Origin of the sequence: Yoonia sediminilitoris (assembly GCF_003058085.1) — a bacterium.
In the GTDB taxonomy this organism is placed as follows: Bacteria; Pseudomonadota; Alphaproteobacteria; order Rhodobacterales; family Rhodobacteraceae; genus Yoonia; species Yoonia sediminilitoris.
Map to the genome: position 1 here is coordinate 163,107 of NZ_QBUD01000008.1, position 12,729 is coordinate 175,835.

Annotated in this window: 11 protein-coding genes and 1 tRNA gene; 6 read left to right on the forward strand and 6 right to left on the reverse strand. The window is 55.9% G+C overall.

Annotated features, from left to right (window positions below):
- Positions 1-18 precede the first annotated feature (18 nt).
- The 4 genes from surE (at position 19) to C8N45_RS15305 (ending at position 5,890) form a co-directional block, all read left to right on the forward strand.
- A complete protein-coding gene (gene surE, locus C8N45_RS15290; protein ID WP_108387122.1) occupies positions 19-804 on the forward strand; it encodes a 5'/3'-nucleotidase SurE in 786 nt (261 codons plus the stop codon).
- Complete coding sequence (locus tag C8N45_RS15295; RefSeq protein WP_108387123.1) at positions 801-1,442, forward strand: protein-L-isoaspartate(D-aspartate) O-methyltransferase; 642 nt, start codon at positions 801-803, stop codon at positions 1,440-1,442. The genes surE and C8N45_RS15295 overlap by 4 nt, the downstream gene beginning before the upstream one ends.
- A gap of 62 nt (positions 1,443-1,504) precedes the next feature.
- The gene (locus tag C8N45_RS15300; protein ID WP_108387124.1) at positions 1,505-2,695 is read left to right on the forward strand and encodes a M23 family metallopeptidase; all 1,191 of its coding nucleotides are present in this window, start codon (positions 1,505-1,507) and stop codon (positions 2,693-2,695) included.
- A gap of 561 nt (positions 2,696-3,256) precedes the next feature.
- A complete protein-coding gene (locus C8N45_RS15305; protein ID WP_108387125.1) occupies positions 3,257-5,890 on the forward strand; it encodes a glycosyltransferase in 2,634 nt (877 codons plus the stop codon).
- 382 nt (positions 5,891-6,272) lie between these two features.
- Here the strand turns inward: C8N45_RS15305 and C8N45_RS15310 are convergent, their stop codons facing one another.
- The 4 genes from C8N45_RS15310 to C8N45_RS15325 are packed head-to-tail and all read right to left on the reverse strand — an operon-like array spanning position 6,273 to position 8,746.
- Positions 6,273-7,070 (reverse strand): ATP-binding protein, encoded by a 798-nt coding sequence (locus C8N45_RS15310; RefSeq protein WP_375342476.1) that lies wholly within the window; start codon positions 7,068-7,070, stop codon positions 6,273-6,275.
- A 41-nt stretch (positions 7,071-7,111) separates the two neighbouring features.
- Positions 7,112-8,080, reverse strand: a complete 969-nt coding sequence (gene tatC / locus C8N45_RS15315) for a twin-arginine translocase subunit TatC (protein WP_108387127.1) — start codon at positions 8,078-8,080, stop codon at positions 7,112-7,114.
- A complete protein-coding gene (tatB, locus tag C8N45_RS15320) occupies positions 8,077-8,511 on the reverse strand; it encodes a Sec-independent protein translocase protein TatB (RefSeq protein WP_108387128.1) in 435 nt (144 codons plus the stop codon). Before tatB ends, tatC begins: the two co-directional genes overlap by 4 nt.
- Before the next feature lie 22 nt (positions 8,512-8,533).
- Positions 8,534-8,746, reverse strand: a complete 213-nt coding sequence (locus C8N45_RS15325) for a twin-arginine translocase TatA/TatE family subunit (RefSeq protein WP_108387129.1) — start codon at positions 8,744-8,746, stop codon at positions 8,534-8,536.
- Positions 8,747-8,944: 198 nt separating this feature from the next.
- Between C8N45_RS15325 and C8N45_RS15330 the strand changes: the two genes are divergently transcribed.
- The gene (locus C8N45_RS15330) at positions 8,945-9,622 is read left to right on the forward strand and encodes a helix-turn-helix transcriptional regulator (RefSeq protein WP_108387149.1); all 678 of its coding nucleotides are present in this window, start codon (positions 8,945-8,947) and stop codon (positions 9,620-9,622) included.
- Positions 9,623-9,624: 2 nt separating this feature from the next.
- Here the strand turns inward: C8N45_RS15330 and C8N45_RS15335 are convergent, their stop codons facing one another.
- Together C8N45_RS15335 and dusA are read right to left on the reverse strand one after the other, a co-directional pair.
- Positions 9,625-10,443 (reverse strand): sulfite exporter TauE/SafE family protein, encoded by an 819-nt coding sequence (locus C8N45_RS15335; RefSeq protein WP_108387130.1) that lies wholly within the window; start codon positions 10,441-10,443, stop codon positions 9,625-9,627.
- Positions 10,444-10,454: 11 nt separating this feature from the next.
- Entirely contained in the window at positions 10,455-11,441 is a 987-nt protein-coding gene (gene dusA, locus C8N45_RS15340) for a tRNA dihydrouridine(20/20a) synthase DusA (protein WP_108387131.1), read from the reverse strand.
- Between the two features lie 564 nt (positions 11,442-12,005).
- On the opposite strand from dusA, the gene C8N45_RS15345 reads away from it, so the two are divergent.
- A tRNA-Ser gene (locus C8N45_RS15345) sits at positions 12,006-12,095 on the forward strand.
- Positions 12,096-12,729 lie beyond the last annotated feature (634 nt).

Sequence of the window (12,729 nt, forward strand, 5' to 3'; positions counted from 1 at the left end):
ACGACATAGGGGCCTTTCATGCGCATTTTGATTACAAACGACGACGGCATCGCCGCACCGGGGCTGAAAGTCCTGCAACGGATCGCCCAAGAGATTGCAGGCGATGACGGTGGCGTGTGGACGGTTGCGCCGGCGTTTGAACAATCGGGTGTCGGCCATTGCATCAACTACACCCGACCTACGATGATTGCGCAACTGGACGAACGTCGTTTCGCCGCCGAAGGGTCACCGGCCGACTGCATCATGGCGGGCCTTTATGACGTGATGCCCGACGGGCCGCCCGACCTGATCCTGTCCGGGGTCAACAAAGGCAACAACGCCGCTGAAAACACGCTTTATTCCGGCACCATCGGTGCTGCTATCGAAGGTGCATTGCAAGGCGTCAAATCAATTGCGCTGTCTCAGTTTTTTGGACCTGACAACAACACCTTGGAGAACCCCTTTGAAGCAGCGGTTGAACATGGGGCCAGCACCGTGCGCGCGCTGATGCACGATGACTTGTGGGACACGGCCAACTATATGCCGTTCTACAATGTGAACTTTCCGCCGGTGCCCGCCGCGCGGGTTAAGGGGATAGCTGCAACGACCCAAGGGTTCCGCCTGAATACCCGCTTCCGGGCCGAAGCGCAGACATCGCCAACAGGCCGCCGTTTTCTGTGGGTCCGGGGCGGGCCACAGCATGAACCCACTGATCCGGGCACCGATGCCGCGGCCAACCTTGACGGCTATATCTCTATCACCCCGATGCGGGCTGATCTGACCGATTACGATATGGTCGCAACGCTTGAGGATACGCTTGGGTGACTTATGACGCGGCAACCAAGATGCAATTCCTGTACCAGTTGCGCAGCAAAGGGGTCACGGACGCACGTGTCCTGACAGCTATGGAAAAGATTGACAGGGCGGCCTTTGTCAAAGGCTTGTTTGCAGAGCGTGCCTATGAGGACATGCCCCTGCCCATCGCCTGCGGACAGACGATCAGCCAGCCTTCTGTGGTCGGGTTGATGACGCAGGCGCTGAACATCACCCCCCGTGACAAGGTTCTGGAAGTGGGCACCGGGTCTGGCTATCAGGCTGCGATCCTCAGCAAGCTCGCGCGCCGCGTCTATACTGTTGACCGTTTCAAGGGGCTGGTGCAGTCCGCGAAACGCATTTTCGAAGAGCAGGACCTGAGCAATATCACGACCTTCACCGCCGACGGCAGCCACGGGCTGCCAGACCAGTCGCCGTTTGACCGTATTCTGGTGACAGCCGCCGCAGAGGACCCTCCAGGCCCGCTTTTGGCGCAATTGCGTGTGGGCGGGATCATGGTTCTGCCGGTCGGTCAGTCAGACACGGTGCAAAGCCTGATCCGCGTGACACGCACCGAAACCGGCCTGGAATATGATGAAATTCGCCCTGTGCGCTTTGTACCCTTGCTAGAAGGGCTCGGACAGGAGTAAACTGCCACAAAATATGGTACGACCCCGGCAACAAGGGGCGACTTGGCAAGAGGAGCGGTAACATGTCCCACAGGCGGACCAAGGCACAGCGTGCAGTCGTGACGGGTATAGCCCTGATAGCGCTCACAGCATGCGAAGAACCTTTCGATTTCGATTTGCGTGATACAGTGAATGGCTTTGATACCAGCCGCGCCGTGCAAAACCTGCCAGGCAGGCCGCGCCCTGACGAACGCGGGGTCATCACCTATCCCACCTATCAGGTTGTCGTTGCGCAGCGGGACGACACGATCAGGGGCATTGCTATTCGCCTTGGTCTCGATGCCAATGAACTGGCCACATATAACGGGATTGAACCCGATGTGGTTCTGCGCCGGGACGAGATTATCGCCCTGCCCAATCCCCTGCCTGATGCGAATGCCACGCCTGTCGCGGGCGGGACCGGTCTGGATATTTCTGCCGTGGCCACCAGCGCGCTGGATCGCGCAGACGCAAGCGGCCGGATCACGGCCACACCACTTGATCCGGTTGCCGCACCTGTCGCGGCAGCCCCTGCGGTACCAGAGCCGATCCGCCATCAGGTCAAACGCGGTGAAACAGTTTATTCGATCTCGCGGCTCTACAAGGTGCCGGTCAAGTCGATCGCGGAATGGAACGGGCTGAACTCTGAATTCACAGTGCGTGAGGGACAGTTCCTGCTTGTGCCCCAGGACGGCGCATCTGCCCCCGCTGCGGCCATTGTTCCGGCGGCAAATGTGACGCAACCGGGCGAGGGCACGGTGACCCCCCTGCCCCCAAGCGCGGCGACACCGCTGCCTAACGAAGTACCATCAGCCCCCTTGCCTGCCGCAGCCGTGCCAGCCGCACCGGACCTTGGAACGCCCACAGCCTCACCTGCATCGTCAAACGCGCGCTTTGTCCGCCCTGCCGAGGGCAGCATCATCGGCGCCTATGCGCCCGGCAAGAACGAAGGTATCGATATCGCAGCACCTGCTGGTGCCACTGTGAAAGCCGCAGACGCGGGCACCGTCGCCGCCGTGACCAGCAATACCAGCGGGATCAACATCGTCGTGATCAAGCACAGTGATGGCCTGCTGACCGTCTACACCAACATCGATAGTGTGAGCGTGTCAAAAGACGATCAGGTTTCGCGCGGTCAATCCATTGCCAAGGTCAAAGCCGCAGACAGGCCCGTGTTGCATTTCGAAGTACGTCGGGGGCTCAAGAGCGTCGACCCGACGGATTATCTACCCTGACTTTGTCTGGGCGTCGGGAGGTTCCAACCCTGCCGATTGTAGCGAGCGATGCAAACTACGATACAATCTGCATCAAAGGACAGCAGATCAAGCAGCGCGCAACCTTACCACAAAGCAAGACGTAAAAGCGTGAGTGTTTTGAAACCTAAGACAATGCCGAGCCCCGCCAAAGTCACTGGCGCGGCCAATAGCGCCCTGCACAGTGATGCTATCGGTCGCCTCCAATAAAGCGCTCGCGCATGGGACAATGTTGTCTGGGGCATCGCAGCAAGTAATTCGAAATTCTATGCAAACCGCTGCACGCTTATTCGATAGGGTCAAAAATCGATGTCGGCTTTTTCTTGGGCACAATCCAACGTCGAAAAGACTCTTTCTCAGCCACCCATACCCCAGTTGACAAAGATGAGCAAATACACCAGCTCAAGTCCAGTTGGACAAAAAACAACGATTACTCACCGCAAAGTTGTGAAAGGGCGCTGACTGCCCTTGTACTAGTGGCCCGATCAGGCAATTCAAACAAAGCGAGCAAGAAACAGTCAAATCACAAGAGGACAGATTTAAATGAAGGTTTTTCCTGGATTGTTGGGGCGCAAGGCAAGCAAGCGGCGCCTGCGGGAGGATTTATCACGCGTAAAGGGTAACTTAGCACGCACAAAGGATGACTTAGCGCGCGTAAGGCTTGATCGCGACCGAGCGCGCGAACATAGGGACCTTTACCACAGTCAGCGCAATGAATTGCGTAAGGATCGCTTTGGTGCACTGACGACGGGCCTTCTCAAAGGACAATCATTCGAATCAGCGTCGGTTGCAGGTGTCCGTCATATGTTGGACGTCGGCCACCTCTCTGAAGCGCAGACTTTTGGTCAGGCTTTGATGTCGAGAGAAGAGACGAAGTCAATCGGCGCGATCATAATGGGCATTTTTCTGGCAAAAACGGGTTTTGAAAAGGCTGCCTTGGGGTATTTTTCCACGCAGGACCAAAGAAAACTCACTGAGCTAGCCTCTATCGAATTCGCGGATTGTCTGCTGGCCAGTGGTCAAGATGATGCAGCGGATACGGTCATTCGTATAGCTGATAATCTCATGGAACAGTCCGACTTCGCTACCGCATTCCAATTGGCGCAATCCTTAATGAAGGTCATGCGTATCTCTGATGCCATGGCTATCGTCGAAAAGCTGCCTTCAACTGAAGCTCTTAGAGATTTCTTCGACGAAAATGACCATGCGCAACTTGATTGGATCCGCACGTCACACGGCGCGCGTGCCACGCCAGTAGGTATTGAGCATTGCGGCGTCCAAATCGGACTAATGGATTATAAATTGTTGGACCGGGACCGCACGTCGTCGAATGCCGGAGACTACGTGCAGACACTGGCCGCCTTTGCCAATGTCGCCCGGCATCAAAATATAACATTTCAATCCGAAGACCCCGCTCTGACCAAAAAACTTACCAGTCTGCAGGCACGCGTCGACGAAAAGAACAGCATCAAAGGGGAAAAGCCTGTCACGGTTTCTGTCGTTCCGGTCGATCGAGATTACGCCTCGGGTCGCCACTATCTCAAGCCGACTTGGATGATCTCAAATGGCTGGTTCATGCATGCAAATGGCCGCGGTGATTTTGATTTCCCTTATCCCGATGACATTCGGCCAATTTTCATTTCCTTTCATATTAACCATAATAACTTTCTCACCGAGAAAGCCGTTGAGTACCTTAAGCGTTTCGAACCAATTGGTTGCCGCGATTGGACGACGGTTTATCGTCTTCAAGAATACGGTGTCGAAGCCTTTTTTTCCGGGTGTCTGACGACTACGGTTGGTCTTGTCTTTGGACCGCACAAGGACAGTAGTTTCAAGCCCACCGCCAATGTCGAAGCGACGCTGACGCCAGACGAAAAGAAGGCAGAAATTGAAAGTTTCGAACAACTTTATGATGGCGTGCGCGATTTCTCGATGGCCAGGGGACTCGATGTGGCGGATGAAATGCTTGAGGGCTACCGGAAGTTCGGAAAGATCATCACCTCCAGGCTGCACTGCTATTTACCCTGCCGCTCTATCGGATTGAAAGTTGATTTTCGACCGCGCTTCGGTGCCGATATCCGTTTTGATGGCCTTGATAACTTGGATGAAAATGCGTTCGCCGATATCCGCAAGCCAATTGAAGACAAGCTTCAAGCTGTGCTCACGCCCCTGTTTTCAGGTCAACCCGAGGACAAAATACGCAGTATTTGGCGCGATGTGTGCGCCGAAGATGTCTCTCTCGCCAAACAACGCATCGAGAATGCGCCAGTCCTTCCCAAGCGTGACACCTATGTGAAACAGGCAGCAACCGATATTCTTGGCACCTTGCGTACCTTCGGCCCGCAACCACGCGAAAATAATTTGAACATCGCGTTGGCAGTAGATTCGCGACTCGCGGATCAATTGCTTGCAACAGTTGCCAGCGTCTGTGCAAATACAAAATCCTCACTGAGTATCAACGTGATGACCCGCGATTTGCCAGCCTCGTTTGCGGAACAAATGGCAGCCCGATGGCCTGAGGTGCATTTCCGCGTTTTTGACATGTCAAATATTGACTATTCTGGCATTCACCTGCTTTCGCATACGACTGTTGCCACGATGGACAGGCTATTCCTGCCGGAAATTCTGCGCGATGTTGATCGTCTGGCCTATCTTGATGTGGACACGATCGTTCTGAAGGACATCAAAGACCTCTTGGAACTGGATATGGGGCAAGCCGCAATTGCCGGGCGGCCGACAAACTCGAAAATGTGGCGCACAGGTACGAGCCTTTTGGATTTGAAAGCCACAAAACAGGATGCCCCAACTGCAAGGAAAATGCGATTGTGGGCCTACGCATCCGGACCTGTCGCTTTCGAAGCCTTCAATGCAGGTGTTTTGGTGATGGAAATGGAACGCCTGCGTCAGGATTCATTCACGGAGAAGTGCCTTGCCACTGTTGAAGCCTTCGGTTTTCACGATCAGGACGCAATCAATTTCTATTGTCGGGGACAGTATATCCCGCTTGATTTATGCTGGAATTTCGTCCCATCGCAGGATTATTACCAAGACCCGTCGCTCATTCACTGGGCCGGACCAAACAAGCCTTGGGGGGAGTTCGAAGTGCTGCATAAATCAGAATATAAAAAGGCAGTTGCTTTGGCGGCAGATCCAAATTTGGACGGCTTCGATATGTAGGAGTTGGCCTCTACGCGTCCTGCTGCAGGGCGTTTTTGCACGAAATTGGTCGGGCATCCATTTCCTGAGTTATCCTTGACCTCTGTCATGCATCAGAATTGGGGCCCTCCGGCCAATGATGCCAGAGCCCGACGGCACGTTACACAGGGCGTGGGCCGCGTGCGCGACTGCCGCTCTGCGCTCCAGGCAGCGATCATGTCCGCAATCAAAGCCGCAGCAACTGAGCCTGCGCCGTCATACCTGTCCACAGGTGACTGAGAAGCAGAAGAAAATCGGCCGACTCCGCGTGGGGCATTTTATTCCCCGGAACGGATTCAGCAGATGCTTCAACGCAAGAATGGGTGGGTCGGATCATATGAAAAGGGATGGGTTAAAACCCATCTTACGATGTAGCAATGCCGTGCCGACCGGCGAGGTCCGTAAAGAATTGCCACGCCACACGCCCTGACCGGCTGCCGCGTGTCGCTTGCCATTCGATGGCTTCGGCCCGCAGGGTATCGTCCGTTATGACGACCCCGTAGGCATCGCAATAGCCCCTGATCATCGCCAGATATTCATCCTGATCGCAGGGATGAAAACCCAGCCACAGCCCAAACCGGTCCGACAGCGAAACTTTTTCCTCGACCGCTTCGGATGGCGAAATCGCGGAAGACCGTTCGTTTTCGATCATATCACGGGGCATCAGATGCCGCCGGTTTGATGTGGCATAAAGCACAACATTGTCCGGCCGCCCCTCAATCCCGCCGTCCAGCACCGCCTTGAGCGACTTGTAATGCGCATCATCATGGCCGAATGACAGATCGTCACAAAACATGATGAACCGCTCTGGTACCCCACGCAGAAGGTTCAGGCAGCGCCCGATGCTGGGCAGGTCCTCACGCTGAACTTCGACGACTTTCAAATGTGGGTAGTCGGCCTGCAATGTTCCATGCACTGCCTTGACTAGGCTGGATTTGCCCATGCCGCGCGCGCCCCATAGAAGTGCGTTGTTCGCAGGCAGCCCCTTGGCGAATTGCAGCGTGTTGGCCATCAGCGTGTCGCGCGCCCGGTCCACCCCGATCAACAGGCCTAGATCGACCCGGTTGACCGATGGTACCGGCACCAGCCGGTCCGGGTCGGGGTGCCAGACAAAGGCCGCGGCCGCCGCAAAATCCGGCGCCGTGACCGGCGGCGGGCTCATCCGTTCAAGCGCATCGGCGATCCGGCTCAGGGTCTTTTCGCTCACGTGGGCGTATCCTTTGGCCCATCGGCAGCATCATCAATATCATCATCGGGCATGTCGAACAGGCTCTCGCCTTCGCCGATCACACCTTCCTTACGCGCGGCGCGGTCTTTCTTGCGCTCGACCCCGGCCACAAGATGGATCGATATTTCGTAGAGCCCGTAGACCACAATGAACAGGATCAGCTGCGTCGTCACGTCAGGCGGTGTCACCAGAGCGGCCACGATCAGGATGCCCACAACGGCATATTTCCGTGTGGACCGGAGGCCGCGCGAACTGGCCAGACCGGCCGTACCCATCAGGGTCAACAAGACAGGCAGCTGGAAACAGACCCCGAAGGCCACAATCATTTTCAGCGTAATATCAAGGGTTTCGTTCACTTTGCCGTTAAAGACGATATCAACGCCATTATCGGTCTGCGGCAACACCAGCTCCGTGGTGGCACCCGGCAAAAGCTCTGCCCCCGCAGGCGGCGGCACAGCGTTCACCATGATGGCCGAGACGAAAGACGGCAGGTCTGCAAACCCCAGAAAGAACGCCATCGCAAGCGGCACAACGATATAATGTGCAAACGCCGCCCCCAGAACGAACAGCATAGGCGATGCGATCATGAACGGCAGGAACGCCTGTTTTTCGTTGCGATAAAGCCCCGGTGCGACAAAGCGCCAAAGCTGGAAGCCGATCACGGGAAAGCTGAGCATCAGCCCGCCCACCACCGAAATGCGGATCAGGGTAAAGAAATATTCCTGCGGTGCAGTATATTGCATCACAGGGTTTGGATTGCCCAGATCGCGCATTGTGCGTTCAATCGGGCCCAGCAGGAAATCCAGCAACATGCTGCCGAACGCAAAGCAGAAGATCATCGCGACCAGAAACGCGGAGACCGAATAAATAAGCCGTGTGCGCAGCTCTGCCAGATGTTCAATCAGTGGTGCTGCACTGCTTTCCATGTCATCTGTGGCACTCATACGTCGTCCTTTGCCGCCTTTGGCGCAGCTTCCGCGGCAGCTTTGTCAGCGGCTTCGCGCGCCATCCGGTCTTCGGCGGCCTTGCCCATCGCGTCGCTCATCTTTTCTTTCATGGCTTGCCGTTCTTCGGAAAGCGCCTGCGTCGCGGGGCCCTTGGTTGCGGCGCCCTTGCTCATGCCTGTCGCTTCTTTCAGCTTGTCGGTGCCAAACTTGGTCGGGTTTGATGCGGCCTTGAGTGTTTTCGATATATCGTTCACGCCGCTTTCATCCGCAGCGGCATTCATCGCACGGGAAAATTCGCGGGCCATGCCGCGCGCTTTGCCCGTGAATTCACCCATCGTCCTAAACAGGCCCGGCAGGTCTTTGGGACCGATGACAATCAATGCCACGATCCCGACCACCAACATTTCGCTCCAGCCAAGGCCAAACATTCACGTCGTCCTTGAACAGGGGTTAGGCTTTATCTTTTTCGTTCTCAGGCGTCACATCGCGGGCTTCGGCCATGCTGTCCTCGATTTCGGCCTTGCCGTCATCAACACCCTTTTTGAACGCGGTGATCCCCTTGCCCACTTCGCCCATCAGGCTGGAAATCTTGCCGCGACCGAACAGGACAAGCACAACAACGGCGATCAGCAGCAGACCGGGAAGGCCAATGTTATTGAGCATCTTTAACTCCTCTGGCAGGGCATCCCTGCATCATGTTGTCTTACATCTGTCAGACAAATAGGCCCGAATGCCCAGCAAGGAAAGCGGCAAAATGCCGATTAACCGCCTTTTTTGCAAGGGATTTGCGCTTATTGTGACAAAAAACTGTCAGTTGTCAGAAAAATGGCAAATACTGCGCGCACAACGAAGGAGAATCACATGCGCCGTGCTGACAGGTTGATGGAACTGATCCAGATTTTGCGCGATGGCACATTGCATAAGGCCGCTGACCTTGCCGCCGCGACAGATGTATCGCTGCGCACGATCTACCGCGATATGGACACGCTTGCCGCCTCGGGCGTCCCGATCGAGGGCGAGCGCGGGATCGGCTACCGCGTGACAGCTGCCATTACCCTGCCCCCCCTGAACCTGACCATGACAGAGGTCGAGGCACTGCATCTTGGCCTGTCTGCGGTGGGGCAAAGTGGCGACCGGGAATTATCTGCCGCCGCCGCCGCCCTGTCCGCCAAGTTGGACGCCGTCATGCCAGAGGATCGGACCCGCGCCCCAAGGGGCTATGGCTTTGCGATCTATCCCTTTGCCGATGCGGCCCGCAGCTTTCAGCATTTGCCAACGATCCGGCAGGCCATTCGGACCCGCCAAAAGCTGGAAATCACCAAAGCCAATTTGACAAGAACTGTCCGCCCCTTGCAGTTGGACTATTGGGGGCGACTTTGGACCTGCGTCGTCTGGTGTGAAAAATCCAAGGATTTTGAAGAATTGCGGGTCGATGAAGTCACCGGTCTGCGTATCCTTCCCAGTCTGTTTGTTGATGAACCGGGCAAGGCCCTGTCCGACTTCAACCGGCGTCAAGACCTACGACGCGTGGGCAACTAGTGTCACCAGCCCGCAGCCTTGCGCAGCATGTTCAGGGCTACAAGGATCAGGAACAGCCCAAAAATACGTTTCAAAACAAAGGGATTGGTCTTGTGGGCAAGCGCCGCGCCCAAAGGAGCGGTAATCAGGGTCATCGCGACGACAAGCCCCGCCGCGACCAGATTGACCGCGCCAAAAGTCCACGGTGGGGCATTGTCCACAGAGACAGTCAGAAACCCTGCCACCGAAGGGACCGCAATGAGAACCCCCAAACCGGCAGCGGTGGCCACGGCCCTGTGAATTGGCACGCCGTGCAAGGTCATGATCGACACGCCGAACGCGCCGCCCCCAATCCCCATCAAAACCGATAAAAGCCCGATGAGAGGCGAAATAACCGCCCGCCGGACACCCACCGGCATTCTGTCGCCTAAACGCCAGCTGCTTTGGCCGAGGGCCAAATAGCATCCCACAAAAACCGCCATGACGCCAAAAGTGAACTGCAAGGTTGCAGACCGCAAGGATGCGGCGACAAAAACACCGGCAAGGGCCCCAAAAGCAATGCCAATGGCCCAGCCCCGCAATATTTGCCAATCGACAGCACCTTTGCGGTTGTGCGCAAGGACAGACCGCAGCGATGTGATAATGATTGTCGCCAGTGACGTGCCCAGACAGAGTTGCATCAGTTGCGGGCTGTCATATCCCAACATACCAAAGACGTAGAAAAACGCAGGTACAAGAATAATCCCGCCGCCGACACCCAGCAACCCGGCCAGCAGACCGGCAAACGCACCCACGGCAAGCAACAGCGACCCCATGGTCAGCAAAAGTGACATGTTTTCCATGTAGGTAAGCCTTAGGCAGCAATCGACGTTATCTGCTGCAATGCCTGTTCTACCACCTCTGGTCCAGCCCCTTCCTTATGCGCGTTTTCCGACAGGTAACGGCGCCAGCCACGCGCGCCCGGACGGCCTTGAAACAGGCCCAGCATATGCCGGGTGATCTGGTTCAACTTGCCACCACGCTGAATGTGTTGGGCGATATAGGGCAGCATCAGGGCAACGACGTCCTCAACCGTGCGGTCAAGCGGGTCGTCAAAGATGCGCCCGTCAGCCTGTAGCAAAATCGCGGCGGGCGTATGATAGGCCGCGCGTCCGATCATGACACCGTCCATCCCTTTGGCCAAAAATTCTGTCGCGGCGTCCAGCGTGGCAATGCCGCCATTGACCGACAGATGCAGATGCGGAAACAGCCCCTTCATGGCGAGCACAAGGTCATAGTCCAGCGGCGGAATATCGCGATTTTCCTTTGGCGACAGGCCCTGCAGCCATGCCTTGCGCGCATGGATAGAAAAGCGATCAACCCCCGCGGCACTGACACGGGCCAGAAAATCCGGCAGCACTTCGTGTGGGTTCTGATCATCAACGCCAATACGGCATTTAATGGTGACTGGCACATCAACTGCCGCAATCATCGCGTCACAACAGCGCGCCACCAATGCCGGGTCTTCCATCAGGATGGCACCAAAGCTGCCTGACTGGACACGGTCGGAAGGACAGCCACAATTCAGGTTGATTTCTGCGTAGCCGTAGTCCGCCGCAATTGTTGCCGCCTGCGCAAGCTGCACCGGATCAGAGCCCCCCAGTTGCAGCGCCACAGGCTGCTCGGATGGATCAAAGCCTAGCAAACGTTCACAATCTCCATGAAGCACCGCCGGCGCCGTCACCATTTCGGTATAGAGCAGGCTATGCCGGCTCATCAGACGATGCAGATAGCGGCAATGACGATCCGTCCAATCCATCATCGGGGCAATGGAAAGTCTAGCGTGTTGATTTATTTTCATTTTTTTCTATTACATTCGAACTGTTGCGGGACAAAGTTGCCTGCCAGGAATACGCGCCCTATATCCCCCGATTTGCCCCTTTTCGAAGACTCAGCGCAGACGATATGGCCATTATAGGCAAGCTTCCCTCCGATGAATACCGGGTCCAGATCAGACGCAAGGGCCGGCACGCCAGCGCGACCTTTCACCTCTCAAGCGACGCCCACAAATGGGCCCGTCAGGCAGAAGCACGTGTAGATCAGGGGCTGTCTCCTAAAAGTACGTCCGCCTGCCGCCTTGCGCCGATGTCCTCCAAACCACTGCCGGGTAATCGTGCTTGGCGCTCTCGTGAAAAAAATCAGAGCCGATGCATACAGAAAAATGTCAAGTTAAATCAATTTTCTAGACGCGAACCAAAGCAAATGCGGAACAGGTTGCAAGCATCCTGCACACATTCGCTCAGAAAACACCCGTAATCTGGTTGAAACTTGTCGAAGATCAATAAAAACAAGGGGTTGCCTCTTTTATGGTGTTCACAGAAAAAGATGCTTGTTTAGCCGCAACTTAGACCATAGAAACGCCAACGGAGACGTGGCCGAGTGGTCGAAGGCGCTCCCCTGCTAAGGGAGTAGGCCCGGAAGGGTCTCGAGGGTTCGAATCCCTTCGTCTCCGCCACCCACCCCTGTCTACGTACCCACCTGCGATTTGCGCCTGATTTCTCCCGTAATTCCGGGGGTTTGAGAATGGCGCTTTCCTGTAGAGACGATTCCCAAACCCTTGATTGCCGACTTTTCCACCTGTTGTCTCTGACCCCAGCATCAGGCGCTTCGGTTTTGTCGTCTGAGTAGTTTTTACAGGGAATTAACAGGGAAATAGGACGTTTTTTTCTCAGTTTAGTGCGGCACGCAGTTGCTGCAACATCGCGCACAGCGCAGTGCTTTGGATGCAGTTGCGATTGTCAAATTCTGGTCATGAAGTCGGTGGACGGCTGTCCCGGGCCAAAGCGGCTAGCGGGCGTCAAATCCAAAAGTGGCAAGCTGCTGATCCCAATCGAGAGGTATTGGCTTGCGGATTATCTTTTCAAGTGTGAACTCGAGTGGCTGCTGCCCCGCAAGAATTGCCCTTTGGATTTTCGGCGCAAGAAAGGCGAGCTGCGAGCGGGTCCTGATATAGCTATCCGAACATTTCTCCTTGGCGCTGATTTGGCGCAGGGGTGTCTGACGTCAGCGCCTATGGGTCCAAATAGCTGTATTTGCTAAGGGAGGGTTTGTTGCTCATCGTAGCCACTGAGGAGTGGACGATGAGAAAG

Coding starts and splice junctions, on each gene's coding strand:
- surE (WP_108387122.1), top strand. CDS start 19: ATGCGCATTTTGATTACAAACGACGACGGCATCGCCGCACCGGGGCTG.
- C8N45_RS15305 (WP_108387125.1), top strand. CDS start 3,257: ATGAAGGTTTTTCCTGGATTGTTGGGGCGCAAGGCAAGCAAGCGGCGC.
- C8N45_RS15310 (WP_375342476.1), bottom strand. CDS start 7,070: ATGAGCCCGCCGCCGGTCACGGCGCCGGATTTTGCGGCGGCCGCGGCC.
- C8N45_RS15300 (WP_108387124.1), top strand. CDS start 1,505: ATGTCCCACAGGCGGACCAAGGCACAGCGTGCAGTCGTGACGGGTATA.
- C8N45_RS15335 (WP_108387130.1), bottom strand. CDS start 10,443: ATGGAAAACATGTCACTTTTGCTGACCATGGGGTCGCTGTTGCTTGCC.
- dusA (WP_108387131.1), bottom strand. CDS start 11,441: ATGAAAATAAATCAACACGCTAGACTTTCCATTGCCCCGATGATGGAT.
- tatC (WP_108387127.1), bottom strand. CDS start 8,080: ATGAGTGCCACAGATGACATGGAAAGCAGTGCAGCACCACTGATTGAA.
- tatB (WP_108387128.1), bottom strand. CDS start 8,511: ATGTTTGGCCTTGGCTGGAGCGAAATGTTGGTGGTCGGGATCGTGGCA.
- C8N45_RS15330 (WP_108387149.1), top strand. CDS start 8,945: ATGCGCCGTGCTGACAGGTTGATGGAACTGATCCAGATTTTGCGCGAT.
- C8N45_RS15325 (WP_108387129.1), bottom strand. CDS start 8,746: ATGCTCAATAACATTGGCCTTCCCGGTCTGCTGCTGATCGCCGTTGTT.